The sequence below is a fragment of the Gemmatimonadota bacterium genome, assembly GCA_026706345.1.
Taxonomy (GTDB): Bacteria; JAAXHH01; JAAXHH01; order JAAXHH01; family JAAXHH01; genus JAAXHH01.
In genome coordinates, this window is record JAPOYX010000180.1 from 283 (window position 1) to 2306 (window position 2024).

General features: G+C 60.8%; 2 protein-coding genes. Both read right to left on the reverse strand.

The genetic code is table 11. The features are described 5' to 3' along the window. Window positions 1–241 precede the first annotated feature (241 nt). Window positions 242–814, reverse strand: a complete 573-nt coding sequence (locus OXG98_12170; GenBank protein MCY3772757.1) for a DUF3365 domain-containing protein — start codon at window positions 812–814, stop codon at window positions 242–244. Between the two features lie 37 nt (window positions 815–851). Then, a complete protein-coding gene (locus OXG98_12175) occupies window positions 852–1808 on the reverse strand; it encodes a hypothetical protein (GenBank protein ID MCY3772758.1) in 957 nt (318 codons plus the stop codon). Window positions 1809–2024 lie beyond the last annotated feature (216 nt).

Here is a 2024-nt window from a genome sequence, read left to right on the forward strand (position 1 = left end):
ACCAAACCAGTCAACAAGCGCATCGAGCCAGCCGCTCTCCTCCTGGGCCAATGCCCGTTGCGAGGCCAACGGGCCGGACATCAGCAGCGTAGCAAGGATGAACATCGACAAGCGGATGCGCCGGTGGGGAGAAAATCTCGTCATGTTGTAGTTTCCTCTGTGGGGATCAGCGGCGGCGGCCCGCCGGATGCGCCGGTTCCCGCAATTCCATGCTGGCGCCGGCAGAATTCGGTTGTAAGAATCACTCATCCAGGAATATGCGGATGATGATGCCGCCCATCACGTCACCCAGTTTGAAGTCGTTTCTCGGTGACCCGGGATGGTTGTTGTGACAGGACACGCACGCGTCAACGCTTGCCACGTCGGCATAAACCGCAACCAGGCTCCGCCGGCCGGTCAGACCCTTCTCTTCCGCGTAGAAGCGCTCGCCGGGATTGGCGGCGACAAACTCGAGGCCTTGCTCTTCGACAGGGGTGATCGGGCCATTCGCATAGTTGATCGGGCTGAGCGAGCGCAACTGCAGCCAGAAGTCATCGGTGTTGCCCAGGAGTTCCTCGGCGCTCAGACGGAACATCTGCGCGGGCAGCGGCAGCCCTTTTTCCGCTTTGAACTGTTCCGATGCGCTGATCACCGACTCTTCCATGGAGAGACGCTGCACGACGTCCTTCGTGTAGGCTGTGCGATTGGCGAAGGCCAGTTCAAACAGCATGTCGGCAACGTGACGGTGCGGGATTCCTTCAGTTGCGGGCTCCGCACCGATAACGGCGGAAGATCCGAGCAACAAGGTCAGGGCAGTGACGGGAAACAGTCGCATTGGCGCCTCCTGATTGGGTTGACTTGATCTGACCGCATCAGTTCGCTGCCGCTTCGGACATCAGGTCGAGGTTTCGAACGATCAGCAACGCAAGCGCGAAAACGTCCACGGGTTTCTTGCCGCGCGGCTCGGGGCCCTGGTCGCGCGGTACGTTGATGTCCAGGTGCAGCTTGATACGCGCCATTTCCGCCAGCAGCATGTTGGTGGCGTCGTAAACCTCCGAAGGCGTCACACGCACCAGGGTCAGGCTGGGCACGCTAGATGCGTCCATGCCCAGCCTGGTCTCCAGGTTGATCACCTTGTAAATCGCCCGCAAGACCTGCTGGGCGACATCGGTGGCTGTTTTGGAGCCTTCGACGGCGGGCGCCCCGGATTCCAGGGGCACCCTGAGTTTCGCGGCGATCAGTTCCAGTTCGTCGAGGACGAACGTGGCGTTGCGGAAGACATCGTCGGGGGTCAGCGGCCGTCCACGCAAGCCGTCAAGCAGAAAGGACACATCGGCGAGACTCTTGTAAACCAGAGAGGGCGTCTTGCCGCCAACCAGGGGTGCCGGCTCGATCTGGCGCTCGATGACCATCTGCGACTTGATCTTGCGCACTTCAACAAGGATCGACTCGACGTTCGCCAGCACGTCGCCCGCAACGATCTCCTTGAACGGAACCTGCCCCATGGGAGTCGCGGGTACGCCGAACCGCCGCTGTACCGCGCCTACTTTGTCCGAAAGCTCCAGTGTCTTGACGTACACGTGGACGGGAGCGCGGTCGTCCTGAAGTTCCGCCTCCGGCGGATAGTCGTAGACACCCAGTTCTTCCCGGAGAATGTTGATCTCTGCGATCAGGTTCTGCACGGCCTGAAAGACATGGCTGGGCGTCGCATCGCCGCTGCCGGCCTGCTGGGCGAAGACGGGTTGGGAAACCCCGGTGATCGCCAACAACAGAGTATAGAACATCGCGACCGATATGCGGACGGCACCGCTGGGAATGAACCGCTTCATTGTCGTCTGTCCCTCCGACGTTCTGGCGACGGCGAATTCACCTTGGATTGGATTTCATGGCGGGCCGGCACAAACCGCGCAAGGCCTGAACGCCGAATTCAGCAAGCCGCTAAACCTATATCGAGCGGCAGTCGCTCGCCACCGGAAAATCTGGTAGTCGCGCACTTTGTTTCGGTAGCGCGGAATCGCGGGACCGGTTACACGGATGCTATCAGG

Coding starts and splice junctions, on each gene's coding strand:
- OXG98_12170 (MCY3772757.1), bottom strand. CDS start 814: ATGCGACTGTTTCCCGTCACTGCCCTGACCTTGTTGCTCGGATCTTCC.
- OXG98_12175 (MCY3772758.1), bottom strand. CDS start 1,808: ATGAAGCGGTTCATTCCCAGCGGTGCCGTCCGCATATCGGTCGCGATG.